The sequence below is a fragment of the Streptomyces sp. NPDC050145 genome (assembly GCF_044460245.1).
Taxonomy (GTDB): domain Bacteria; phylum Actinomycetota; class Actinomycetes; order Streptomycetales; family Streptomycetaceae; genus Streptomyces.
Genome location: NZ_JBITJS010000006.1, coordinates 178,325 through 200,398, shown reverse-complemented (window position 1 = coordinate 200,398; position 22,074 = coordinate 178,325). Strand labels below are relative to the sequence as shown.

Below are 22,074 nucleotides of genomic sequence, written 5' to 3'. Positions count from 1 at the left end.
GAGTACGAGCAGATGACTGAGCGTCAGAAGGACCGGCCGTGGCTCATGCGCACGTACGCCGGTCACTCCACGGCGGAGGCGTCCAACGAGCTGTACCGGCGCAACCTCGCCAAGGGCCAGACGGGTCTGTCGGTCGCCTTCGACCTGCCGACCCAGACCGGCTACGACCCGGACCACGTCCTCGCCCGCGGCGAGGTCGGCCGGGTCGGCGTCCCGGTCTCGCATCTCGGTGACATGCGACGGCTGTTCCAGGACATCCCCCTGGAGCAGATGAACACCTCGATGACCATCAACGCCACCGCCATGTGGCTTCTGGCGCTCTACCAGGTCGTCGCGGAGGAGCAGGGCGCGGACATCGCGACGCTCCAGGGCACGACGCAGAACGACATCGTCAAGGAGTACCTCTCGCGCGGGACGCACGTCTTCCCGCCGGGCCCCTCCCTGCGTCTGACGACCGACATGATCACCTACACGGTGTCCCACATCCCCAAGTGGAACCCGATCAACATCTGCTCGTACCACCTCCAGGAGGCGGGGGCCACACCGGTCCAGGAGATCGCGTACGCGATGTCCACCGCCATCGCTGTTCTCGATGCCGTACGCGACTCAGGGCAGGTCCCCGAGGAGAAGTTCGGGGACGTCGTGGCCCGCATCTCCTTCTTTGTGAACGCGGGAGTCCGCTTCATCGAGGAGATGTGCAAGATGCGGGCGTTCGGGCGGATCTGGGACCAGATCACGCGCGAGCGGTACGGCATCGAGAACGCGAAGCAGCGCCGGTTCCGCTACGGCGTGCAGGTCAACTCCCTCGGCCTGACCGAGGCCCAGCCGGAGAACAACGTCCAGCGGATCGTCCTCGAGATGCTGGCCGTCACCCTCTCCAAGGACGCGCGCGCCCGCGCCGTCCAGCTGCCGGCCTGGAACGAGGCCCTGGGCCTCCCGCGGCCGTGGGACCAGCAGTGGTCCCTGCGCATCCAGCAGGTCCTCGCCCACGAGAGCGACCTGCTCGAGTACGAGGACATCTTCGCGGGCTCGCACGTCATCGAGAAGAAGGTCGACGAGCTCGTCGCGGAGTGCCTCGCCGAGATCGACCGGATCCAGGAGATGGGCGGCGCGATGGCCGCCGTCGAGTCCGGCTACCTCAAGTCGCAGCTCGTCTCCTCGCACGCCGAGCGGCGCGCCCGCATCGAGGCCGGCGACGACAAGATCGTCGGCGTGAACATCTACGAGTCGACCGAGCCGAACCCGCTCACGGCCGACCTGGACGCCGCGATCATGACCGTCGACCACGCCGTCGAGGCCAAGGTCGTCCGGGCCATCGGCGACTGGAAGACCACCCGTCAGGAGTCCTCCGACCGCCAGGGCATGGGCGACCCGTTCCACTACCCGACCACCGGGCAGGCCCTGGAGCGCCTCAAGGAGGCCGCGGCCGGCACCGAGAACCTGATGGAGGCCACGCTGGAGTGCGCCCGCGCGGGTGTCACGACCGGCGAGTGGGCCGGCGCGCTGCGCGAGGTCTTCGGCGAGTTCCGCGCCCCCACCGGCGTCTCGTCCGCCCCGGTCGCGGTGACCGCCGAGCCGGGCACCCCGCTCGCCGAGGTCCGCGAGAAGGTCCGCCGCACCGGCGAGGAGCTCGGCGGCAAGCTGCGCCTCCTGGTCGGCAAGCCGGGCCTGGACGGCCACTCCAACGGCGCCGAGCAGATCGCCGTGCGGGCCCGCGACGCCGGGTTCGAGGTGGTCTACCAGGGCATCCGGCTCACCCCCGAACAGATCGTGTCCGCCGCGCTCGCCGAGGACGTGCACTGCGTCGGCCTGTCGATCCTCTCCGGGTCGCACGCCGAGCTGGTGCCCGACGTCCTGGAACGGATGCGCGAGGCGGGCGCCACCGACGTCCCCGTGATCGTCGGTGGCATCATCCCCAACGCCGACGCCGAGGACCTGAAGCAGGCGGGAGTGGCCGCCGTCTTCACCCCCAAGGACTTCGGCATCACCGAGATCATCGGCCGTATCGTCGACGAGATCCGGAAAGCGAACCAGCTCGACCCTCTGGAGGTCCCCGCATGACTGTGAACCGTCTCCGTCCGCGCCGCTCCTGCCTCGCGGTGCCCGGAAGCAACCCCCGCTTCCTGGAGAAGGCCCAGGGTCTCGCCGCCGACCAGGTCTTCCTCGACCTGGAGGACGCCTGCGCCCCGCTCGCGAAGCCGGACGCCCGGCACACCATCGTCAAGTTCCTGAACGAGGGTGACTGGACGGGCAAGACGCGTGTCGTGCGGGTCAACGACTGGACCACCGAGTGGACCTACCGCGATGTCGTCACGGTCGTCGAGGGTGCGGGCCAGAACCTCGACTGCATCATGCTCCCGAAGGTGCAGACGGCCGACCAGGTCGTCGCCCTGGACCTGCTGCTCACCCAGATCGAGAAGACGATGGGCTTCGAGGTCGGCAAGATCGGCATCGAGGCGCAGATCGAGAACGCCAAGGGCCTCAACAACGTCAACGCGATCGCGGAGGCCTCGCCCCGCCTCGAGACGATCATCTTCGGCCCGGCCGACTTCATGGCCTCCATCAACATGAAGTCCCTGGTCGTCGGCGAGCAGCCGCCCGGCTACGGCGCCGACGCCTACCACTACATCCTGATGAAGATCCTGATGGCCGCCCGCGCCAACGACCTCCAGGCGATCGACGGCCCCTACCTGCAGATCCGCAACGTGGACGGCTACCGCGAGGTCGCCCAGCGGGCCGCCGCGCTCGGCTTCGACGGCAAGTGGGTGCTGCACCCCGGCCAGGTCGAGGCGTCGAACGAGATCTTCTCGCCCTCGCAGGAGGACTTCGACCACGCCGAGCTGATCCTGGACGCGTACGACTTCTACACGTCCGAGGCGGGCGGCAAGAAGGGCTCGGCCATGCTCGGCGACGAGATGATCGACGAGGCCTCCCGCAAGATGGCCCTGGTCATCTCGGGCAAGGGCCGCGCGGCCGGCATGCAGCGCACCAGCAAGTTCGAAGCCCCGGAGGCGTAAGCACCATGCAGTTCGGCCGCACCTACGAAGAGTTCACCGTCGGGGACGTCTACAAGCACTGGCCCGGGAAGACGGTCACCGAGTACGACGACCACCTCTTCTGTCTCCTGACGATGAACCACCACCCCCTCCACATGGACACGAACTATGCGGAGAAGACGACCGACTTCGGCAAGAACGTCGTCGTCGGCAACTACATCTACTCCCTGCTGCTCGGCATGTCCGTCCCGGACGTCTCCGGCAAGGCCATCGCCAACCTGGAGATCGAGTCGCTGAGGCACGTGGCGCCGACCTTCCACGGAGACACCCTCTACGGCGAGACCACGGTCCTCGACAAGACGCCGTCGAAGTCGAAGAACGACCGCGGCATCGTCTACGTGGAGACCAAGGGCTACAAGCAGGACGGCACGCTCGTGTGCGTCTTCCGCCGCAAGGTGATGGTGCCCACCGAGACGTACATCAAGGAGCGCGGCGGCGAGCAGCCCGGCCGCCCGGACCTTCAGGAGAAGCAGAAGTGAGCCGACTCGCCCAGACCCACGGCCTGACGGATGTGCAGCAGGAGATCCTGTCCACCGTCCGGGACTTCGTGGACAAGGAGATCATCCCCGTCGCGACGGAGCTGGAGCACCGCGACGAGTACCCGCAGCAGATCGTCGACGGCCTCAAGGAACTGGGTCTGTTCGGTCTCATGATCCCCGAGGAGTACGGGGGTCTGGGCGAGTCGCTGCTGACGTACGCCCTGTGCGTGGAGGAGATCGCGCGCGGCTGGATGTCGGTCTCCGGCATCATCAACACGCACTTCATCGTGGCGTACATGCTCAAGCAGCACGGTACGCAGGAGCAGCGGGAGTACTTCCTGCCGCGGATGGCGCTGGGCGAGGTGCGCGGCGCGTTCTCGATGTCCGAGCCGGCGCTCGGCTCCGACGTCTCGGCGATCTCGTCGAAGGCGGTCAAGGACGGCGACGAGTACGTCCTGAACGGTCAGAAGATGTGGCTGACCAACGGCGGAACGTCAACGCTCGTGGCGGTTCTCACACGAAGTGACGAAGGACACCCCGAGGGCACGGCCCCGCACAAGTCGATGACGACCTTCCTCGTGGAGAAGGAGCCCGGTTTCGGTGAGGTCCGTCCCGGACTCACGATCCCCGGCAAGATCGACAAGATGGGTTACAAGGGCGTCGACACCACCGAGCTGGTGATGGACGACCTGCGCATTCCGGCCAATCGTGTGCTCGGCGGCGAGACCGGCCGAGGGTTTTACCAAATGATGGACGGCGTCGAGGTCGGCCGCGTGAATGTCGCGGCGCGTGGCTGTGGTGTCGCGCAGCGTGCCTTCGAACTGGGTGTCTCGTATGCCCAGCAGCGCCACACTTTCGGCAAGCCGATCGCCCATCACCAGGCCATCCAGTTCAAGCTGGCCGAGATGGCTACCAAGGTCGAGGCCGCCCATGCGATGATGGTGAACGCGGCACGCAAAAAGGACTCCGGGGAACGAAACGACCTCGAAGCGGGAATGGCCAAGTACCTGGCCTCCGAATACTGCAAGGAAGTCGTGGAGGACGCGTTCCGGATCCATGGTGGATACGGGTTCTCGAAGGAGTACGAGATCGAGCGTCTCTACCGTGAGGCTCCGATGCTGCTGATCGGCGAAGGTACCGCCGAAATCCAGAAAATGATCATTGGTCGTCGACTGCTCGAAGAGTATCGGTTCCAGGGCTGAGCCTGGGCGCGATGTCCGGTTACGGGGTGTTTTCTTCGCAAGGAAGATCACACCCCGTCAACACTCTTCGGCCGTCGACTCGGCTTCCTGGCTTGCCCAGTTGTGGCTCGCAACCGATAGCATCCCCGGAAAAGCCGCCGTCCCCCCGTAACCAGCGCGGCCTCATCCGCTACGAAGGTCATCCATGCCCCACAGCCAAACCTCTGCACCACGCGACGGCTTCCTCGGTGGTCGCCTTGCGCGCGGAGCATCGCCGTGGCTCCTTCCGACCGTCGCCACGGCCGCCCTGAGCCTGGCCCGTTCGCGTCGGTCCAAGAAGGCCGCAGCACTCGCCGTCCCGACCACCGCTCTGGCGGCCGGCATGCTGTGGTTCTTCCGCGACCCCGAGCGCGAGATCGCTTCCGGCCGGGTCATCTCCCCGGCCGACGGTGTGGTGCAGAGCATCATGCCGTGGAAGGACGGCCGCACCCGCGTCGCGATCTTCATGAGCCCGCTGAACGTCCACGTGAACCGCGCGCCGCTCTCCGGCACCGTGACCTCCGTCGAGCACATCCCCGGCGGATTCGTCCCGGCGTTCAACAAGGAGAGCGAGAACAACGAGCGCGTCGTCTGGCACTTCGACACCGAGCTCGGTGACATCGAGATGATCCAGATCGCCGGCGCCGTCGCCCGCCGCATCGTGCCCTACATCCCCCAGGGCACGAAGGTCGAGCAGGGCGAGCGCATCGGTCTGATCCGGTTCGGCTCGCGCGTGGACATCTACCTGCCCGAGGGCGTCGAGGTCGACGTCGAGGTCGGGCAGAAGACGGTGGCTGGGGTGACTCGCATTGACCGTGACTGATCCTGAGACCCAGGCCTGGGCCTCCGACGCCGACGGCGCGGATGAGGCGGAGGAGATGCCGCTCTCACTGCGTCTGTCGATAGCGGACACGCTCACGCTCGGCAACGCCACGTGCGGCTTCATGGCGGTCTACTTCACGACGACCGGCATCCTGATCCCGCACATCCAGGGCAGCAACGACTCCGGCATGGCGCGGCACTCCGCCGCGACCGCCGTGATCCTGATGCTGGCCGCCGCGATCTTCGACCTGTTCGACGGTCTGGTGGCCCGCAAGCTGCGTTCGTCGCCGATGGGCGCGGAGCTGGACAACCTCTCCGACCTCATCAGCTTCGGGCTCGCGCCCGCCTACTTCGTGCTCGTCTACGGCATGGTCGCCGACGACGCGCACCAGAGAGTGGCCGCGGTCGGAGCGATCGTGGTGCTCCTGGCGGTGGTGCTGAGACTCGCGCGGTTCTCCTGCGTGACCGTGAAGGACGGCACGTTCCAGGGCATGCCGTCGCCGTTCGGCGCGCTGACCGTCGTCTCGATCGTTCTCCTCGAGCTGCCCTTCGTGGCGACGCTCCTGGCGATCATCGGTACGGCGTGGCTGATGGTGAGCCGGGTCGAGTACCCGAAGCCGCGGGGCCGCACGGCCGTCGCGATGCTGTCGTGGATCGTCCTGAGCATGGCTCTGCTGGCCGCGTGGGCCTTCGACGCCCCCGGGGGCCAGCTGCTCCTCCAGACGGGCTGTGCGCTCCAGCTGGTGCTCGGAGCGGTCATCCCGCTGTTCGCCACGGCTCGCCGCGTGAACAACTTCCGCGACAACCGCCGCGAGGCGCGTGCCGCGCAGCTCCCGTAGTTCGCCGGGTACGCATTTTTGAAGGGCCCCGAACCTTTGAGGTTCGGGGCCCTTCTGTATGCCCTCACGCGCGGCCCCGGTGGGGGCTGGTCGCGCAGTTCCCCGCGCCCCTGATGAGGCTGCGCCTCATCGGGGAGATGCCACCCGAAGGGTGTGCATCTCAGGGGCGCGGGGAACTGCGCGAGAAGCCCCACCGGGCTGCACTCATCGGCAGACCGGCGGAGCTACGGCGATGAAGCCCGGGTCAGCTCAGGAAGTCCCGGGCGATGCGCTCCGCCACGTCCTCCAGGATGGGCCCCGCCTCGGCGATGCAGCGAGCCACATCCGGCTCCAGATCCGTCAGCGCGTAGGCCCGGCGAATACCGGCCCGCCCGAGCGCCTCCGGCGGAAGCGCGAGCCGCCCGCACACCGCGACGACCTCGACCCCGGCCGCCCGGGCCGCCGCCGCGACACCCGCCGGCGCCTTCCCGTGCAGGGTCTGCTCGTCCAGCGACCCCTCACCGGTGATCACCAGCGTCGCCTTCGCGAGCGCGGGCGCGAACCCGAGGACGTCGAGCATGACCTCGATGCCGGGCCGGAAGCTCGCGCCGAGGCCGACCAGGGCCCCGTACCCGATACCGCCGGCGGCACCCGCCCCCGGCGACGCCGCGTACTCGAGCGCGGCGGGCCCGACGGACTCGCCGAGCACCTTCGCGAAGTGGTCCAGGGCGGCGTCCAGCTCGGCCACGTCCTCGGGCGTCGCGCCCTTCTGCGGGCCGTACACCGCGGGCGCGCCCTTCGGGCCCGTCAGCGGGTTGTCCACGTCGCTGGCGAGCACGATCTCGACGTCGGCGAGGCGCGGGTCGAGGCCCGACAGGTCGGCCGAGGCCAGCGTGGCCAGCGGACCGCCGCCGGGTGCGACCGGGTTACCGGACGCGTCCAGGAAGCGGGCGCCGAGCGCGGCGAGCATGCCCGCGCCGCCGTCGGTCGTGGCGCTGCCGCCGACGCCGAAGACGATGCTGCGCGCGCCCGCGTCCAGCGCGGCGAGGAGGACCTCGCCGGATCCGTACGTGGTCGACGTCAGCGGGGCGAAGACGCCCTCGGGCAGCAGCTGGAGGCCGGACGCCTCCGCCATCTCGACGACCGCGGTGCCCTCGCGCAGCGCGTACGCCGCCGTGACCTTCTCGCCGAGCGGCCCGGTCACCTCGACCTCACGGCGCTCGAAGCCCGCCGCGACGGCCGCCGCGACGGTCCCGTCACCGCCGTCCGCGACCGGCACCGACTCGACCTCGACATCGGGCGCGATCCGGCGCAGTCCCGCCGTCACACGCTGTGCGACCTGCACCGCGGTCAGCGAGCCCTTGAACTTGTCCGCCGCGATCAACACGTGCCGCGCGGCCTGTGCAGCGTCCGCCACCTTGCTCTCCCCTTGCTTTTCGGGCCTTGCTCGAAACAAGGCAGTCGCGCCGCTGCGACCTTAACCGCAGGAGGGCCTCCCTGCCCATGGTCGTCCGCCTCGCGGAACGCCCTCGCGCCCGGATAAGTCGGGGCATATGCGTTCACAGTAGGGTGTCCGGACCTGCGAAACGATCGATCAAGTGGCCCCGCGCTCGCTAGGCTGAGCCGGATGAGCACCCTGGACTACGCCACGTACATCGCCGGACTCCCCCGTGTCCTGGTCGGCGCCGCCGCGCTGTTCCGGGACGAGCGCGGGCACGTCCTGGTGGTCGAGCCGAACTACCGCGAGGGCTGGGCGCTGCCCGGCGGCACCGTGGAGTCGGACGACGGGGAGACGCCCCGGCAGGGCGCCCGGCGCGAGACGCTGGAGGAGATCGGGCTCGACGTGGACCTCGGGCGGCTGCTCGTCGTGGACTGGGTGCCGGGCCCGGGGCGGCCGCCGATCGTGGCCTATCTCTACGACGGAGGGGTGCTGGACACCGAGCGGATCGCCGCGATCCGGCTCCAGGAGGAGGAACTGCTGTCGTGGCGGTTCGTCCCCCACCACGAGCTGGGCAGCTACCTCCTGGGCACGCTGCACGGCCGGGTGAGCACCGCCCTGGACGTCCTCTCCTCCGGCTCCGGCACCGTCGAGCTGGAGAGCGGGCGCCCCATCGGCTGACCTCGGCCGCCGGTGCCCGAAATCGGTGGACGCCGGGCCGGGTGCCTGGTCTGATCTGTCCCCATGAGCGCCTCGACCGGAAAACCCCTCGTCGCCCTTCTGACCGGCGCCGGCATCAGCACCGACTCCGGCATCCCCGACTACCGCGGGCCGAAGGGGCTGTGGCGCGAGGATCCGGCTGCCGAGAAGCTCGTCACGTACGAGTACTACATGAACGACCCGGAGATCAGGCGACGCTCCTGGCTGATGCGGCTGCGGACCGGCGCCCTGAACCCCGAGCCGAACGCGGCGCACCGCGCGATCGTGGACCTGGCGGCGTCCGGGGTCCCGGTGCGGGTCGTCACGCAGAACGTGGACGGGCTGCACCAGCAGGCCGGGCTGCCCGACCGTAAGGTGATCGAACTGCACGGGTCGGCCCGCCGCGTCGTCTGCACGGCGTGCGGCGAGCGCGGGCCCATGGAGGCGGCGCTGGCCCGCGTCGAGGCGGGCGAGGACGATCCGGGCTGCCCGGTGTGCGGCGGCATCCTCAAGCCGGCGACGGTGATGTTCGGCGAGCGCCTCGACCCGATGGTGATCGGCGAGGCCGCCGCGATCACGAAGGCGTGCCAGGTGTTCCTCGCGGTCGGCTCCAGCCTCCAGGTGCACCCGGCGGCGGGCCTGGCCGGACTGGCCGCCGAACAGGGGGCGCGCCTGGTGGTGGTGAACGCGGAGCCGACGCCGTACGACGACGTCGCCGACACGGTCGTACGTGAGCCGATCGGGACGGCCCTGCCCCGGCTGCTGCGGGAGCTCGCTTCCTAGAAGCGTCTAGAACAGGGCGGTGCCGCGCTCGAAGTCGAGCAGGCGGCGCTTGCGGGGCAGTCCGCCTCCGTAGCCGGTGAGACTGCCGTCCGCGCCGACCACCCGGTGGCAGGGCACGATGACGCCGACCGGGTTCTTCCCGTTGGCGAGGCCGACCGCGCGGGAGGCCCCCGGTCTGCCGAGCGCCTCGGCGAGCTCGCCGTAGGTGCGGGTCTCGCCGTACGGGATCTTCCGCAGTTGCGCCCACACGGACCGCTGGAACGGGGTGCCGTGCAGGTCGAGCGGCAGGTCGAACTCCTTCAACTCGCCCTGGAAGTAGGCCTCCAGCTGCTCGACGGCGGCGCCGAAGGGCCGGTCGTCGCGCTCGCCGAAGGTCTCCTCGGCGGGGCGGTGGCGCTGGCCGGTCATGTAGAGGCCGGACAGGACGCCGTCGGTGGCGACGAGGGTGAACGGTTCGTACGGGGTTTCGATGACGGTGTGCTGTCTGCTCTGTCCCATGATGTTCGCCTTACGCGGGCAGGAAGTTGATCGGGTGGTCGTCGGTGGCCCAGAGGTACTGGGTCGCGTACGCGCGCCAGGGCCGCCAGGCCGCCGCCCGCGCGGTGAGCGCGGCCGGGGTGTGCGGCAGGCCCAGCTGCTGTGCGGCGCGGCGCATGCCGAGGTCGGTGGGCAGGAAGGCGTCCGGGTCGCCGAGGGCCCGCATGGCGATGGCCTCGACCGTCCAGGGGCCGAAGCCGGGCAGCGCGGCGAGCGCGGCCCGCGCCTCGTCCCAGTCCGACTCGGGGCCCAACGTGAGCCTCCCATCGGCCAGTTGCCGTACGAGTGTCAGCAGGGTGGTGCGGCGGGTACCGGGCAGTGCGAGGGACTCGGGGTCGAGGCAGGCGAGGGCGTCCGGGGTCGGGAAGAGGTGGGTGAGGCCGCCCTCGGGGTCCTCGACGGGGTCGCCGTGGGCGATGACGAGCCGGGCCGCGTGGGTGCGGGCGGCGGCCGTGGACACCTGCTGTCCGAGCACGGCGCGCACCGCGAACTCCGCCTCGTCGACCGTGCGGGGCACGCGGCGTCCCGGCGCCTTGTCGACGAGGGGGGCGAGCAGCGGGTCGGCGCGCAGCTGGTCGTCGACGGCGACGGGGTCGGCGTCGAGGTCGAGCAGGCGGCGGCAGCGGCTGATGGCGACGGTGAGGTCGCGCTGGTCGGTGAGGATCAGTCGGCAGCCGATGTGCTCGGGGCCGGGCGTCAGGGCCACGATCCCGTACCCGTACGGCAGGCGCAGCGTGCGCCGGTAGGCCCCGTCGCGCCACTCCTCGACGCCGGGCACGGCGGTGGCGGCGAGGTGGCCGAAGACGTTGTCGGGATTGAGTGGCGCACGGAACGGCAGGCGCAGGGTGATGGCCCCGGGCGCCCCCGTCCGGGCCCGCGGCGCCCGGTCGCGCAGTTCGCTCGGCGACAGGGCGAAGACCTCGCGGACCGTGTCGTTGAACGAGCGGACCGAGGCGAACCCGGCGGCGAAGGCGATGTCGGCCATCGCCAGACCGGTCGTCTCGATCAGCAGCCGCGCGGTCTGGGCGCGCTGGGCGCGGGCCAGGGCGAGCGGGCCCGCGCCCAGCTCGGCGCGGAGCTGGCGCTCGACCTGGCGCTCGCTGTAGCGCAGCCGGCGCGCGAGTCCGGGCACGCCCTCGCGGTCCACGACGCCGTCGCCGATCAGCCGCATGGCGCGGGCGGTGAGGTCCGCGCGCTGGTTCCACTCGGGCGAGCCCGGGGTCGAGTCGGGCCGGCATCGCTTGCAGGCCCGGAACCCGGCCTGCTGGCAGGCGGCGGCGCTCGGGTAGAACACCATGTTCCGGGGCCGGGGCGGTACGGCGGGGCAGCCCGGCCGGCAGTAGATCCGGGTCGTCACGACGGCGGTGAAGAACACTCCGTCGAACCGGCTGTCCTTGGCCTGCACGGCCCGCACGCACCGCTCGGTATCGGTGTACATGCCTCAAGCATCGGTCACGGAGGAAGCGCCCCGCTGGCGAAATTCCGACATGTACGTGCGGACGGGTCAGGGCCGCCGGTCACTCCATGTGTCCCGAGAACGCCTCGAAGGCCCGCTCGTCGAAGACCACGAACCGGACCTCGTCCAGCCCCGCCTGCCCGGGCCCCACGAACGCCCGCACGGCCCCGACAGCGACCCGCGCGCCGTCGTCCAGCGGCCAGCCGTAGATGCCGGTGGAGATCGCCGGGAACGCCACGCTCCGCGCCCCCAACTCCGCGGCCACCCGCAGCGACTCCCGGTAGCAGGACTCCAGCACCGCGCTCCGGTCCTCCGAAGCGGACCAGCGGGGCCCGACCGTGTGGATGACCCACCGCGCCGGAAGCCGCCCCGCCGTGGTCGCCACGGCCCGCCCGGCCGGCAGCCCCTTCCCGTAGTGCGAGGCGCGCAGCGCCCGGCAGGCCGCGAGGATCTCCGGTCCGCCCTTGCGATGGATGGCCCCGTCGACGCCTCCGCCGCCGAGCAGCGAGGAGTTCGCCGCGTTGACGACCGCGTCGACCTCCTGCTCGGTGATGTCGCCCCGTACGAGAGTGATCCGGGTGTCGCGTGTGTTCATGACCGGTCCCTCAGCCTCCGCCAGACGGCCTTCGCCGCGTTGTGCCCCGACATGCCGTGCACGCCCGGGCCGGGCGGCGTGGACGACGAACAAATGAAGACCGCCGGGTGCGGGGTCGTGTACGGGGAGAGGGACAGCTTGGGCCGCAGCAGGACCTGGAGCCCGGCCGCGGCCCCGGCGGCGATGTCCCCGCCCACATAGTTCGCGTTGCGCGCGGCGAGCTCGGGCGGGCCCATCGTCGCGCGGGCCAGCACGAGATCCCTGAACCCGGGTGCGAAGCGCTCCAGTTGGCGCTCGATCGCGTCGGTCAGATCCCCGTCCCACCCGTTCGGCACGTGCCCGTACGCCCAGAACGTGTGCTTGCCCTCGGGCGCCCGCGTCGGGTCGGCGAGGCTGGACTGCACGGTGATGAGGAACGGCGTCTCGGGCGCCCGCTCCCCGCCGGAGGCCTCCCGCAGCGCCCGCCCGATGTCGGAGCGGTACGGGCCGACCTGGACCGTGCCGGCGGATCTGGCCTCCTTCGCGGTCCACGGCACGGGCCCGTCGAGCGCGTAGTCCACCTTGAAAACGCTGGCCCCGTACCGGAACCGGTCGTAGTAGCGGCCGAGCCCCGCGATGCGCGCGAGGGCGGTCGGAGAGGTGTCGAAGACGTAGGCGCGGGCGGGCGGCAGGTCGTCGAGCCGCTTGACCTCGTAGCCGGTGTGGATCTCGCCGCCGAGGTCCTTCAGGTACGCGGCGAGCGCGTCGGCGACGGCCTGGGAGCCGCCGCGGGCGACGGGCCAGCCGCGGGCGTGCGCGGCGAGGGCGAAGACGAGGCCGATGCCGCCGGTCGCGAGGCCGTTCAGCGGGGCGATGGTGTGCGCGGCGAGACCGGAGAAGAGGGCGGGCGCCCGCTCGTCGCGGAAGCGCCGCATGAGCCAGGTCGCGGGCAGCAGTCCGTTCACCCCGAAGCGGGCGAGGCCGACCGGGTCGCGGGGCAGCGCGCTCAGCGGCAGCGACATGAAGTCCCGTACGAGGGTGTCCCAGCGATGCAGGAGCGGCTCGACCAGGCGGCGGTACGTGCCCGCGTCGCGCGGCCCGAACGAGGCCGCGGTCTCCGCGACGGAGCGGGACAGGACGGCAGCGGTGCCGTCGGGGAACGGATGGGCCATGGGCAGGTCGGCGTGCACCCACTCGAGGCCGTACCGGTCCAGCGGCATCGCCCTGAACGCCGGGGAGTTGATGCCGAGGGGGTGGGAGGCCGAGCAGGGGTCGTGGCGGAAGCCGGGCAGCGTCAGCTCCTCGGTGCGGGCTCCGCCGCCGATCGCCTCCCGCGCCTCGAACAGGGCCACGGAGAAGCCTCTCCTGGCCAGTTCGACGGCAGCGGTCAGCCCGTTCGGCCCCGCACCCACCACGACGGCATCGAACATCGACGGCACCTTCGGGCTCCTTCGTCAGGCGACGGCCACTGCCCGCCCAGGATATGCCGGGGTGCCGACAGCGCCGGGGTCAGGCCCCGGCCGACAGCGCCTGCACCACGCGCCGCGCGGTGGCGGCGTCCCGGGCGGCCGTGAAGGGCAGCACATTGCCGCCGGTCACGGCGAAGGGGACGCCCGCGCCGGTGAGGTGGGCGCCGCCCGCCTCCTCGACGAGGAGCAGCCCCGCGGCGTGGTCCCAGGCGAGCTCCCAGCTGAACGCGGTGGCGTCGAGCGCTCCGCGGGCGACCGCGAGGTACTCCAGGCCGGCCGAGCCGCACGGGCGCGGTGCGAAGCCGTCCGCGCGCAGGCCGAGCAGGGCGCGCTTCTGGTCGTCCGTCGTGTAGTCGGGGTGCGAGGTGGCGATGCGCAGGTCCTCGCCGGGGGCCGGGGAAGCGGAGACGAGCAGCTCGCCGTCGAGCCGGGCGCCGCGGCCGCGGACGGCGACGGCCATCTCGCCGAGCGCCGGCGCGTACGTCCACGATGCGAGGACGATGCCGTCGAGCGCGAGGGCGACGAGGGTGCAGAAGCCGGGGTCGCCGTGGACGAACTGGCGGGTGCCGTCGACGGGGTCGACGATCCAGACGGGGGCGGAGCCGCGCAGCGCCTCGTACGTCGTCGGGTCGGCGGCGACGGCCTCCTCGCCGACCACGACGGAGCCGGGCAGCAGCGCGGGCAGCTCGCGTGTGAGGTACTCCTCGGCGCGCTTGTCGGCGACGGTGACGAGGTCGTGCGGGGCGCTCTTCTGCTCGATCTCGTGCGGGTCGAGCTGCCGGAAGCGCGGGGTGATCTCGGCGGCGGCCGCGGCGCGGACGATCCGCTCGACGTCCGTGACGAGCCGGTCGGTGACATGGCGGGACAGAAAGTCGTCGATGCTTTCCGTGATGGTTTCGATCATGCGTCCATGAGAACACGCCCCACTGACATCGCGTTCCCGCGGGGTGAACCGGCGGTGGAATCGCCTTGAAATCGCGGTTCCACCGCCGTCCCGTGCCCGGGGTGGTCAGCGGCCGACGGCGTAGCCCTGCATGCCGCGCGGGTTCGCCGCGGCCGACAGGACGCCGGTGCGCGGGTCGCGGGCCACGGCGCACAGCCGGCCCTCCGACCAGGCGTCCCCGACGGTCACGTCGTGGCCGCGCCGGCGCAGCTCGGCGACGACGTCCTCGTCCGTGCGCGACTCGACGGTGAGGGATCCGGGCCGCATGCCGCGCGGGAAGAACGAGCCGGGGAAGGCGTCGGTGTGCCAGTTCGGGGCGTCGATCGCGCCCTGGAGGTCGAGTCCGCCGCGCACGTTGTCGCGCAGCGCCACCGCGAGGAAGAAGTGCACCTGCCACTGGTCCTGCTGGTCGCCGCCGGGCGTGCCGAACGCCATGACGGGGACGCCGTCCTTGAGGGCGAGGGAGGGGGTGAGCGTGGTGCGGGGGCGGCGGCCGGGGGTGAGGGAGTTCGGCAGGCCCTCCTCCAGCCAGGTCATCTGGAGCCGGGTGCCGAGCGGGAAGCCGAGCTCGGGCACGACGGGGTTGGACTGGAGCCAGCCGCCGGACGGGGTCGCGGCGACCATGTTGCCCCAGCGGTCGACGATGTCGAGGTGGCAGGTGTCGCCACGGGTCAGTCCGTCCTCGCGCACGTCGGGCTCGCCCGGCACCGGGGACGTCGGGCTCTTGGCGACCGTCGGCTCGCCCGCGCCCGCTACGCCGAGTGCGTCGAAGGCGTCCTCCCCGGCGGCCACCGCGCGGGCGTGCGCGCTCAGCCGCGGCTCCTGCCCCAGCGGGCTGCCGGGCCGCAGCTCGTACGAGGCCTTCTCGGGGTCGACCAGGGTGCGCCGGGCCGCGTTGTAGGCGTCCGAGAGGAGGGCGTCGACGGGGACCTCGGCGGCGTCCCCGTACCAGGCCTCGCGGTCGGCCATGGCGAGCTTGCAGCCCTCGACGAGGAGGTGGACCCAGTCGGCGGAGCCGTACGCGGGCAGCTCGGGCGGGAGCAGGGCGAGCTGCTGGAGGAAGGCCGGGCCCTGGCTCCAGCCGGCGGCCTTGCACAGGGTCCAGCCGCGCCAGTCGTAGGTGGCGGGCGCCTCGTAGGTCGCCTCCCAGGAGGCGAGGTCGGCGGCGGTGAGGGTGCCGGTGTGGCGGGCGCCGCTGGTGTCCAGGGTGGGGCGGCCCGCCTGGCGGGCCAGGGCCTCGGCGATGAAGCCCTCGCGCCAGACGCGGCGGGCGGCCTCGATCCGGGCCTCGCGCCCGGCGCCGCCCGCCTCCTCGGCCTCTTCCACGAGGCGCTGCCAGGTGGCGGCGAGCTGCGGGTTGCGCAGCAGCTCACCGGGGCGCGGGGACGCGCCGTCGACGAGGTAGATCTCGGCGGACGAGGGCCATTCGGTCTCGAACAGCTCGCGCACCGTCTCGACGGTCTCGCCGACCCGCTCGACGGGGGCGTGACCGTCGCGCGCGTATCCGATCGCGTACGAGAGGACGTCGGCGAGCTCCATGGTGCCGTGGTCGCGCAGGAGCAGCATCCAGGCGTCGAAGGCGCCGGGGACGGCGGCGGCGAGGGGGCCGGTGCCGGGGACCAGGTCGAGGCCGAGGGAGCGGTAGTGGGCGACGGTGGCGCCGGCCGGGGCGACTCCCTGTCCGCACAGCACGCGGACCTCGCCGCCGGCCGGGGCGAGGATGATCGGCACCTCGCCCGCGGGCCCGTTCAGGTGCGGCTCGACGACGTGCAGCACGAAGCCCGCGGCGACCGCCGCGTCGTACGCGTTGCCCCCGCGCTCCAGGACCGCCATCGCGGACTGGGAGGCGAGGTAGTGCGTGGAGGACACCATGCCGAAGGTGCCCTGCAGAGTCGGCCGGGTCGTGAACAAGAAGGCTCCTCGTGCTGCGCGGCGGCGTGCGGCGAACAAGCGGAACGTATTGCTCATCCCCCGCGTGCGACAAGGGACTTGTCCGCATCCCGGACCATCTCGCCGCGCCGGCCGGGCGCGGTGCCGGCAGGGCCTTCGGTCAGCTGTCGACCCAGCCGTGCTTGCGGCCGTTCTGCACCAGTTCGCGGCGCACGGCGAGGATCTGCTCGCCGGTGAGGGACGGGGCCGCGCGCAGCAGCAGCTCCGTGATCTCGTTCGTGAACTCGTCGACGCGCAGCACGTCGCACAGGACGTCGTCGCCCTCGGCGGCCACGTGCCGGCCCGGGGCCGGGGCGGTCGCGCCGTCGGCGAGGCGCACGGACGAGGCCTTGGGGCCGCGGTCGCCGTCCTCGATCTCGAACTCGACCTTCAGGCCTGTGCGCAGATACGACTCGGGGATGAGGAGGTCGTTCACATGCAGGAAGACGTCCTCGCCGCCGTCGTCCGGCGCGATGAACCCGTACCCGCGCTGTCCGTCGAAGCGCACCACTCGTCCTGCCGTCATGCCGACCACCCCCAACCACCTCGGCGGACCAGCCGTCCGTGTCCGCACCGATTTCTGCGGATCCTAGCGGGCCCGGTCCCGGGTGTGCGTCAGGGCGGGGGTGTCAGGGGCTGCGCCAGGCCGTGGTGCCGAGTTTCCCGGTGCTGCCGAGGTCGAAGGGCGCGTACGGGGTGAGCGTGGTCGTGCCGCGGCCGAGGCCGGGGTCGACGGTGACGTGGGGTGCGGTGACGGGGGCGCGGCTCGTGTCGTCGTAGGTGTTGCGCCAGACGAGGCTGGTGACGGCGCCGGCGCGGGGGCGCACGGTGATGCGGCGTGGGCCGTCGTCGCGGATGCCGGTGGTGATCTCGTCGGTGCCTTCGAGGACGGTGACGTGCTCGACGGGCTCGCGGTCGGCGTCGAGCAGGGTCAGGCGCGGGTAGCCGTTCAGCTCGACGGTGGTCCGGCCGCAGTTGGTGAGGGTGACGCGCAGGGCGCGCAGGCCCGAGGCCGCCTCGGTGGGCCCCGTGGTCAGACGGATGCCGGAGTCGGGGCAGGGGCGGGTGCTCGGCGCCACCTCGATGGTGTCGGGCGGTGCGGCGCTGTCGCAGCCGGCCAGGAGCAGGGTCGCCGCGGCGAGTGCCGCCGCGCGGGGCCTGAGCGTCATACGGTGATCCTACGGAGTGTCCACGGCGCCCCGGGTGCGGGCCGTGACGAGGCCCGACTCGTAGGCGAACACGACGAGTTGGGCACGGTCGCGGGCGCCGAGCTTGGTCATGGCGCGGCTGATGTGGGTCTTGGCCGTGAACGGGCTGATCACCATGTGCTCGGCGATCTCCTCGTTGGTGAGGCCGCGGGCGGCGAGCGCGGTGACCTCGCGCTCGCGCGGGGTCAGGCACTCCAGGCCCGGCGCGGTCGCGCGGTCCGGCGGCCGGGCGACGAACTCGCCGATGAGCCGGCGGGTGACGGACGGCGACAGGAGGGCGTCGCCGCGCGCCACGACGCCGATCCCGGCCAGCAGGTCCTCCGGCTCGCTGTCCTTGAGCAGGAAGCCGGAGGCGCCGGCGCGCAGCGCGTCGAAGACGTAGGCGTCGAATCCGTAGTTGGTGAGCATGACGACGCGGACGTCGGCGAGAGCCGGGTCCTCGGCGATGCGGCGGGTCGCCTCGATGCCTCCGGTGCCGGGCATCTGCACGTCCATGAGGACGACGTCGGGCACGACGCGCCGGACGAGCGCCACGCCGCTCTCCCCGTCCCCTGCCTCCCCCGCCACCGTGATCCCGTCCTCGGCGTCGAGCAGGGCCCGGAACCCGGCCCGCATCAGTGCCTGGTCGTCGACGAGCACGACCCGGATCACCGCTCGGCTCCCGCCACCGGTACGGGCTCGGGCGCGGGATCCGCGGCGCGGGGCTCCTGAAGCTGCCCCGGGTCGGGCGTCGGCCCTGGCGCGAACGGCAGGCGGGCCCGTACCTCGAAGCCGCCCTTCGGCCGGGGCCCGGCGACGAGCGTGCCGTCGAGCGCCTCTACGCGCTCCCGCATGCCGGTCAGACCGGTGCCCTCGACCGGCGGCCGGGCCGGGTCGGCGGCCCCGTCGTCGGTCACGTCGACGCTCAACTCCTGTGCGCCGTAGGTGATACGGACGTCGATGTGCGCGTCGCGGCCCGCGTGCCGGGCCGCGTTCGTCAGAGCCTCCTGCACGATCCGGTACAGGGTGCGCTCCACGGGCGCCGGCAGCGGGCGCTCGGTGCCCTCGATGCGCAGTGCCACCGACAGGCCCGCCGAACGGGCCCGCTCGACGAGCGGCTCGGGTCCTCCGGTGGGCTCGTCGGCGCGCAGCACGTCGAGCGTCGCGCGCAGCTCGCGCATCGCCTCGCCGCTCGCCTCCTGGATGGCGAGCAGCGCCTGCGGCACCTCCTCGCCGCGCTTGCGGGCCAGGTGCGCGGCCACGTTCGCCTGCAGCTTGACGATCGAGATGCTGTGGGTGAGGGAGTCGTGCAACTCCCGGGCGATGCGCAGCCGTTCCTCACCGGCCCGGCGCAGCGCGGCCTCCTCGCGGGTCCGTTCGGCCTCCAGGGCGCGCTGCTCGGTCTGGTGCAGATACCGCTGCCAGTTCCGGTCGGCGAGGCCGGTGACGACCGCGCACACGAACCAGCCGGCGAGCAGCATGCCGCGGTCGGCGGCGCCGTCGGCCGCGAGCGAGTCCCGGATCACGTAGAGGGTGAGAAACAGCCCGGCGATCGTCGCGCCGAGTCCCCGGTGCCCGGCCCGGGACGCCGTGTGCACGGCGCCGATCACGGGCAGCGCGGCGAGCGGGGGCGGGGCGGCGTGCACCACGTACACCGAGGTCAGGGCCGCGGTGACCAGGAGTACGGCGCGGGGTGCTCGGGCGTACGCGGCGAGCGGCGCGGCGGAGGCGGCCATGAGGACGTAGTCGACGGGGGCGGCTCCGTGGCCGATGGCCGCCCCGAACACGACGACGGCGCCCAAGGCCAGGGCGAGGGCGACTCCGGCCAGCGGGACCGGCCCCCCGGCCGGCTGCGGCGCGGCGTCGGCCGCTTCGCCCCTCGGCTCCTCGGTCACCTCGCGCCTCGCTTCTCCGCCCAACTCACGCATCGGCTCTCCGGCCAACTCGTGCCTCGACTCTCCGGCCACGGAGCCCCTTTCACGGTCGACTGCGGGCGTCCACGAGCAGGCTAGCGGGATCCGCGGCCCCGGCCACTCCCCCGTGGGGACCGTCCCGGTCCCCGATCTACTCCCCCGGGAGTAGGCGCAGCTGGGCTCCGTCGTACGACGCGCCGGCCGGGGCGGAAGAGCGAGGCTGAGCGGGTCCGGAGCACCCTGCCCGGCGGACCGACGAAACGAACGAGGAGCCCGTCATGCCCGGCCCGTACCGCTACACCTCCCCGCCCGCCCCCAAATCCGCCACCGGCACCACCGCGGCCGTCTACGCGCAGTCGACCACCGACTTCGGCATCGCCCACCCCGTACCGCTGGTCGCCCTGTCCTCCGCGCCCGAACTGCTCGCCCCCACCTGGGCGTTGATGCGCGAGTCGCTGATCGCGGGCGGCGGTTCGCGGACCGACCGGGAGCTGGTCGCGTCCGGCGTCTCGCTGGCGAACCGGTGCCCGTTCTGTGTGCAGGCGCACGCCGTGCTGCTGCATGCGAACGGCGACCACGAGCTCGGCACGGCCGTGGTCCGGGACGAGCGGCCCCGCGACGAGCGGGCGGCCCGGCTCCTGGACTGGGGCCGCGCCACGCGGGTCCCCGGCTCGCCGCTGCTGACCCCGCCGCCGTTCGGCCGCGCCGACCTCGCGTCGTCCGTGGGCACGGCGCTGTCCTTCCACTTCATCAACCGGATCGTGTCGGCACTGACCAAGGACAGACTGCTGCCCGGCGGGGGCGCGCAGTTCCAGGCCGTACGGTCCCTCGCGAGCCGGGGCATGTCCGAGGTCGTGCGCGCCGAGCACGCTCCGGGCGCCTCCCTCCCGCTCCTGGACGCGCCGGGTGCCGGTCCTGCGTGGGCGGCGGGCACGACGGTCGGGCCCGCCTACGACGCGCTGCGCAGCGCCGCGACGATGGGCGCGGGGCTCCTCGACGACGCGGACGTGGCGCTGGTGCAGGAGACCGTCGCGCGGTGGGACGGCACGCACCCGCCGGCCGGCTGGTCGGGGCTGCCGGACCGCGAGGACCGGCCGGGGGCACGCCTCGCGATCCTCGCCGCGCTCGCCCCGTACCGGATCACGGACCAGGACGTCGCCGCGTGGAAGGTGCCGCCCTTCACGGACCACTGTCTGGTGCATCTGATCGCGTACGGCGCGTTCGCCGCCGTGGACCGGATCGAGTCGGCGTTGCCGGTGGAGGCGCTGCTGTCCGCGGACGATGCCGCAGTGTGATGCGGATGTGACGGAAGTGGGCGTATACCCGCGCGGCAACTCGTGTGAGACTGACGGTCCCCCACCCCCCGATGTAAGGACGTACACCGTGCGTTCTCTGCCGCTCCCGGTCGCTCTGACCGTCCGGCTGCTGCCCGTCGCCGTGCTCGCCTGCGCCGGCTGGGCGTACTCCACCGGCCCGATGTCCACGCCGGACGACACCGAGAACAAGGCGGCGCCGCAGTCCTCGGCGCCGCGGAGTCCCAGTGCCAAGGTGGCGGCCAAGACATACGCCGAGCCGCCCGCGCCGTGCGGCACCGTGTCCGCGAAGACGGTCTCGGCGCTGGTGCCGGGGGCGAAGGCGGCGGGCAAGGAGCTGTCGGCGACGGACGCGAAGGTGCGGCGCGGCTGCTCGTGGAGCGCGCTGAAGGGGTACGACTACCGCTGGTTGGACGTCACCTTCGAGGTGAAGAGTTCCGACGCCCTGGCGAAGCAGCTGTTCGCCTCCGCCGGGGACGCGGCCGGGGCCGGCTCCGGGGCCAAGGCGCAGGACATCGGGGACGAGGCCCGGCTGACGACCGAGCTGATGAAGAAGGACGGTCAGGAGACCCGGGAGGCCGTCGTCACGGTGCGCAAGGCGAACGTCCTGGTGACGGTCACCTTCAACGGCAGCGACTTCGAGTCCAAGGGCGCGCCCTCGGCCGACACGATGACCGAGGGCGCGGTGCGGGCGGCGCGGGACGCGGCCGCCGGACTGGGCCCGGACAAGGGCTGAGCCCGGGGAAAGACCGAGCCCGGAGAAGGGCTGAGCGGGACCGCGGGGCGGGGTCAGGGTGCCGCGGTGAGCGAGGCGGTCTCCCAGGCGAAGCCGTCGGGGTCGGTGAACGGGCCGGACGCACCGCCGAGCACGATCCGGTGCGAGCCGGAGCCGTCGGCGGGCACCCCGGCGTCCTTGGCGAGGGCGGGCCGCTTGTAGAGGGCGAGCTTCACGGTGCCGGGCGCGGAGACGAAGTCGACGTACTTGCCGCCGAAGCTCTTGCCCACCGCCAGGCCCTGTTCGACGTAGAAATGCTTGCTGGCCTTGACGTCCTCGACGCCGAGCAGGAGCACGACGTCGTCGATCACGCCGGTGGCGGGGCCGGTGTTCTTCTTCGCGGAGCTGGCGAGCTTCCAGATGGTTCCGTCGGGGGCCTGGACGACTCCGCCGTAGCCCCAGAAGGACTTGGCGGCGGGCTTGAGCACAGTGGCGCCGGCGGCGAGGGCGGCGTCGACGAGGCGGTCGACGTCGGCGGGCTGGGCGACGGTCAGCGACAGCGTGAAGCCGCGGAAGCCCTCGCTCGGGGCCTCGGCCGCGCGGACCCGGATCTGCTCCGGGTCGAGGCCGAAGGCGCTGGTCAGGAAGGTGGCGGCGGACGCGGGGTCGGTCGCTTCGATGGTGAGGGACGCGAGGGAGTTCATGCGCTTCACGCTAGGCGGG

At 72.2% G+C, this 22,074-nt stretch carries 22 protein-coding genes; 10 read left to right on the top strand and 12 right to left on the bottom strand.

Going from position 1 to position 22,074, the window contains the following annotated elements:
* The first annotated feature begins 12 nt into the window (after nt 1-12).
* The 6 genes from ACIBTU_RS14425 (at nt 13) to pssA (ending at nt 6,416) form a co-directional block, all read left to right on the top strand.
* Entirely contained in the window at nt 13-2,061 is a 2,049-nt protein-coding gene (locus tag ACIBTU_RS14425; protein ID WP_399126404.1) for a protein meaA, read from the top strand.
* Nucleotides 2,058-3,017, top strand: a complete 960-nt coding sequence (locus ACIBTU_RS14420) for an HpcH/HpaI aldolase/citrate lyase family protein (protein ID WP_399126403.1) — start codon at nt 2,058-2,060, stop codon at nt 3,015-3,017. Before ACIBTU_RS14425 ends, ACIBTU_RS14420 begins: the two co-directional genes overlap by 4 nt.
* Nucleotides 3,018-3,022: 5 nt before the next feature.
* On the top strand, nt 3,023-3,535 hold the full coding sequence (locus ACIBTU_RS14415) for a MaoC family dehydratase (RefSeq protein WP_399126402.1): 513 nt from the start codon (nt 3,023-3,025) through the stop codon (nt 3,533-3,535).
* Nucleotides 3,532-4,737: an acyl-CoA dehydrogenase family protein gene (locus tag ACIBTU_RS14410; RefSeq protein ID WP_399126401.1), complete on the top strand. Its 1,206-nt coding sequence runs from the start codon at nt 3,532-3,534 to the stop codon at nt 4,735-4,737. The genes ACIBTU_RS14415 and ACIBTU_RS14410 overlap by 4 nt, the downstream gene beginning before the upstream one ends.
* Nucleotides 4,738-4,921: 184 nt before the next feature.
* Complete coding sequence (locus tag ACIBTU_RS14405; RefSeq protein ID WP_188336053.1) at nt 4,922-5,578, top strand: phosphatidylserine decarboxylase; 657 nt, start codon at nt 4,922-4,924, stop codon at nt 5,576-5,578.
* 55 nt (nt 5,579-5,633) lie between these two features.
* Nucleotides 5,634-6,416: a CDP-diacylglycerol--serine O-phosphatidyltransferase gene (gene pssA / locus ACIBTU_RS14400; RefSeq protein WP_188341220.1), complete on the top strand. Its 783-nt coding sequence runs from the start codon at nt 5,634-5,636 to the stop codon at nt 6,414-6,416.
* 244 nt (nt 6,417-6,660) lie between these two features.
* Here pssA and ACIBTU_RS14395 read toward each other — a convergent pair whose 3' ends face one another.
* On the bottom strand, nt 6,661-7,812 hold the full coding sequence (locus ACIBTU_RS14395; protein WP_399126400.1) for a glycerate kinase: 1,152 nt from the start codon (nt 7,810-7,812) through the stop codon (nt 6,661-6,663).
* Nucleotides 7,813-8,022: 210 nt separating this feature from the next.
* On the opposite strand from ACIBTU_RS14395, the gene ACIBTU_RS14390 reads away from it, so the two are divergent.
* Nucleotides 8,023-8,514, top strand: a complete 492-nt coding sequence (locus ACIBTU_RS14390; RefSeq protein WP_399126399.1) for an NUDIX domain-containing protein — start codon at nt 8,023-8,025, stop codon at nt 8,512-8,514.
* 63 nt (nt 8,515-8,577) lie between these two features.
* Nucleotides 8,578-9,315, top strand: coding sequence for an SIR2 family NAD-dependent protein deacylase (locus ACIBTU_RS14385; protein WP_399126398.1), 738 nt, complete (start codon nt 8,578-8,580; stop codon nt 9,313-9,315).
* A gap of 6 nt (nt 9,316-9,321) precedes the next feature.
* On the opposite strand, the gene ACIBTU_RS14380 is transcribed toward ACIBTU_RS14385, so the two are convergent.
* The 10 genes from ACIBTU_RS14380 to ACIBTU_RS14335 form a co-directional block, all read right to left on the bottom strand.
* Nucleotides 9,322-9,813 carry a methylated-DNA--[protein]-cysteine S-methyltransferase gene (locus tag ACIBTU_RS14380; protein WP_399126397.1) on the bottom strand — a complete coding sequence of 164 codons (492 nt, stop codon included), beginning with the start codon at nt 9,811-9,813 and terminating at the stop codon, nt 9,322-9,324.
* Nucleotides 9,814-9,823: 10 nt separating this feature from the next.
* Nucleotides 9,824-11,290 carry an AlkA N-terminal domain-containing protein gene (locus tag ACIBTU_RS14375; RefSeq protein ID WP_399126396.1) on the bottom strand — a complete coding sequence of 489 codons (1,467 nt, stop codon included), beginning with the start codon at nt 11,288-11,290 and terminating at the stop codon, nt 9,824-9,826.
* Between the two features lie 79 nt (nt 11,291-11,369).
* Nucleotides 11,370-11,903, bottom strand: coding sequence for an O-acetyl-ADP-ribose deacetylase (locus tag ACIBTU_RS14370; protein ID WP_399126395.1), 534 nt, complete (start codon nt 11,901-11,903; stop codon nt 11,370-11,372).
* A complete protein-coding gene (locus tag ACIBTU_RS14365; RefSeq protein WP_399126394.1) occupies nt 11,900-13,312 on the bottom strand; it encodes a phytoene desaturase family protein in 1,413 nt (470 codons plus the stop codon). The genes ACIBTU_RS14370 and ACIBTU_RS14365 overlap by 4 nt, the downstream gene beginning before the upstream one ends.
* A gap of 79 nt (nt 13,313-13,391) precedes the next feature.
* Nucleotides 13,392-14,255, bottom strand: a complete 864-nt coding sequence (locus ACIBTU_RS14360; protein WP_399126393.1) for an inositol monophosphatase family protein — start codon at nt 14,253-14,255, stop codon at nt 13,392-13,394.
* A gap of 105 nt (nt 14,256-14,360) precedes the next feature.
* A complete protein-coding gene (locus ACIBTU_RS14355) occupies nt 14,361-16,205 on the bottom strand; it encodes a gamma-glutamyltransferase family protein (RefSeq protein ID WP_399126392.1) in 1,845 nt (614 codons plus the stop codon).
* Nucleotides 16,206-16,344: 139 nt separating this feature from the next.
* Nucleotides 16,345-16,749: a cold-shock protein gene (locus ACIBTU_RS14350; protein ID WP_399126391.1), complete on the bottom strand. Its 405-nt coding sequence runs from the start codon at nt 16,747-16,749 to the stop codon at nt 16,345-16,347.
* A 103-nt stretch (nt 16,750-16,852) separates the two neighbouring features.
* A complete protein-coding gene (locus tag ACIBTU_RS14345) occupies nt 16,853-17,392 on the bottom strand; it encodes a DUF4232 domain-containing protein (protein WP_399126390.1) in 540 nt (179 codons plus the stop codon).
* Nucleotides 17,393-17,401: 9 nt separating this feature from the next.
* A complete protein-coding gene (locus tag ACIBTU_RS14340; protein ID WP_399126389.1) occupies nt 17,402-18,082 on the bottom strand; it encodes a response regulator in 681 nt (226 codons plus the stop codon).
* Nucleotides 18,079-19,338 carry a sensor histidine kinase gene (locus tag ACIBTU_RS14335; protein ID WP_399126388.1) on the bottom strand — a complete coding sequence of 420 codons (1,260 nt, stop codon included), beginning with the start codon at nt 19,336-19,338 and terminating at the stop codon, nt 18,079-18,081. Before ACIBTU_RS14335 ends, ACIBTU_RS14340 begins: the two co-directional genes overlap by 4 nt.
* 263 nt (nt 19,339-19,601) lie before the next feature.
* Between ACIBTU_RS14335 and ACIBTU_RS14330 the strand changes: the two genes are divergently transcribed.
* Together ACIBTU_RS14330 and ACIBTU_RS14325 are read left to right on the top strand one after the other, a co-directional pair.
* Entirely contained in the window at nt 19,602-20,618 is a 1,017-nt protein-coding gene (locus tag ACIBTU_RS14330; protein WP_399126387.1) for a carboxymuconolactone decarboxylase family protein, read from the top strand.
* A gap of 88 nt (nt 20,619-20,706) precedes the next feature.
* Nucleotides 20,707-21,372 (top strand): hypothetical protein, encoded by a 666-nt coding sequence (locus tag ACIBTU_RS14325; RefSeq protein ID WP_399126386.1) that lies wholly within the window; start codon nt 20,707-20,709, stop codon nt 21,370-21,372.
* A 53-nt stretch (nt 21,373-21,425) separates the two neighbouring features.
* On the opposite strand, the gene ACIBTU_RS14320 is transcribed toward ACIBTU_RS14325, so the two are convergent.
* Nucleotides 21,426-22,055 carry a glyoxalase gene (locus tag ACIBTU_RS14320; RefSeq protein ID WP_399126385.1) on the bottom strand — a complete coding sequence of 210 codons (630 nt, stop codon included), beginning with the start codon at nt 22,053-22,055 and terminating at the stop codon, nt 21,426-21,428.
* Nucleotides 22,056-22,074: the final 19 nt, after the last annotated feature.

Bases quoted from the DNA above. Each gene is read 5' to 3' on its own strand.
- ACIBTU_RS14350 (WP_399126391.1), bottom strand. From the start codon at position 16,749: ATGACGGCAGGACGAGTGGTGCGCTTCGACGGACAGCGCGGGTACGGG.
- ACIBTU_RS14360 (WP_399126393.1), bottom strand. From the start codon at position 14,255: ATGATCGAAACCATCACGGAAAGCATCGACGACTTTCTGTCCCGCCAT.
- ACIBTU_RS14385 (WP_399126398.1), top strand. From the start codon at position 8,578: ATGAGCGCCTCGACCGGAAAACCCCTCGTCGCCCTTCTGACCGGCGCC.
- ACIBTU_RS14365 (WP_399126394.1), bottom strand. From the start codon at position 13,312: ATGTTCGATGCCGTCGTGGTGGGTGCGGGGCCGAACGGGCTGACCGCT.
- ACIBTU_RS14330 (WP_399126387.1), top strand. From the start codon at position 19,602: ATGCCCGGCCCGTACCGCTACACCTCCCCGCCCGCCCCCAAATCCGCC.
- ACIBTU_RS14420 (WP_399126403.1), top strand. From the start codon at position 2,058: ATGACTGTGAACCGTCTCCGTCCGCGCCGCTCCTGCCTCGCGGTGCCC.
- ACIBTU_RS14390 (WP_399126399.1), top strand. From the start codon at position 8,023: ATGAGCACCCTGGACTACGCCACGTACATCGCCGGACTCCCCCGTGTC.
- ACIBTU_RS14415 (WP_399126402.1), top strand. From the start codon at position 3,023: ATGCAGTTCGGCCGCACCTACGAAGAGTTCACCGTCGGGGACGTCTAC.
- ACIBTU_RS14320 (WP_399126385.1), bottom strand. From the start codon at position 22,055: ATGAACTCCCTCGCGTCCCTCACCATCGAAGCGACCGACCCCGCGTCC.
- ACIBTU_RS14375 (WP_399126396.1), bottom strand. From the start codon at position 11,290: ATGTACACCGATACCGAGCGGTGCGTGCGGGCCGTGCAGGCCAAGGAC.
- ACIBTU_RS14335 (WP_399126388.1), bottom strand. From the start codon at position 19,338: ATGCGTGAGTTGGGCGGAGAAGCGAGGCGCGAGGTGACCGAGGAGCCG.
- ACIBTU_RS14345 (WP_399126390.1), bottom strand. From the start codon at position 17,392: ATGACGCTCAGGCCCCGCGCGGCGGCACTCGCCGCGGCGACCCTGCTC.
- ACIBTU_RS14405 (WP_188336053.1), top strand. From the start codon at position 4,922: ATGCCCCACAGCCAAACCTCTGCACCACGCGACGGCTTCCTCGGTGGT.
- pssA (WP_188341220.1), top strand. From the start codon at position 5,634: ATGCCGCTCTCACTGCGTCTGTCGATAGCGGACACGCTCACGCTCGGC.
- ACIBTU_RS14380 (WP_399126397.1), bottom strand. From the start codon at position 9,813: ATGGGACAGAGCAGACAGCACACCGTCATCGAAACCCCGTACGAACCG.
- ACIBTU_RS14425 (WP_399126404.1), top strand. From the start codon at position 13: ATGACTGAGCGTCAGAAGGACCGGCCGTGGCTCATGCGCACGTACGCC.
- ACIBTU_RS14370 (WP_399126395.1), bottom strand. From the start codon at position 11,903: ATGAACACACGCGACACCCGGATCACTCTCGTACGGGGCGACATCACC.